A 795-nucleotide genomic window follows, 5' to 3' on the forward strand; every position below is an offset into this window, starting at 1 on the left:
TTCCAATAGCTCAATCTGCTGTGGGTCGATTTGTTGGAACTGTACAGTGAGTTGGTCACTTAACCACGTAAAATCAACGTTCGAAAAGTACGCGCCCCAAAATAGGAATGGGCTTAGCATCAAAAAGATGAAAGGTTGCCATCCCCAACCACCACGCTGATAAAGCGCAAGAAAACAAGAGGTTGGAGAACGGAATATATCCAACAACATTACGAGTGGGTTACTTGACGGGTTCATACACTTACCTTAGTTACATCTACGTACAGCTTAAGTTTTTGACCCGGTTTTAGGTACTTCTGCTTATGCAGCGAGTTCCATTTTACGATGTCGTTGCTCTTCACCTTGAATTTGCTTGCGATGCCACTGATGGTGTCGCCAGAGCGAACGTTGTAGAACACGGTACGAATCACGGCGCCTTGGTCTGATTTTTTCCAAATCACCAGCTTTTGACCGACGCGCAGGGTATCTTTTGGTCCCATGCCGTTCCATTTTGCTAGCGATTTGTGTGAAACCTTGTTGTCACGAGCGATAGACCACAAACTTTCACCCGATTGCACAACGTGTGACAGTTTCAGCTGGCCACGAGCTTGCGATTGCGTTTTGTTCAAACGGTTTTGCGCTGTAAGTGCGTACTTTGAATCGTCTTTGGTTGACGTCGGAATAAGTAAGTACTGACCAATGCGAATGTTGTTGTTCGACAGGCCGTTAGCACGACGAATCACTTTTGAGGTCGTACCGTATTTCTTTGCCAACATACTCAATGAGTCGCCAGATTTGACTTTGTAACGCGCGACT

General features: G+C 45.9%; 1 protein-coding gene and 1 pseudogene. Both read right to left on the reverse strand.

Annotated features, from left to right (window positions below; all coding sequences use genetic code 11):
• Nucleotides 1-237 (reverse strand): annotated as a pseudogene (locus R7R24_RS26115) (hypothetical protein); the annotation flags it as partial.
• A partial coding sequence (locus R7R24_RS26120; RefSeq protein WP_318120032.1) for a LysM peptidoglycan-binding domain-containing protein occupies nt 234-795 on the reverse strand: 562 nt, incomplete at its 5' end. The gene R7R24_RS26120 and the pseudogene R7R24_RS26115, both read right to left, overlap by 4 nt.

This window comes from Vibrio sp. 704 (assembly GCF_033339295.1).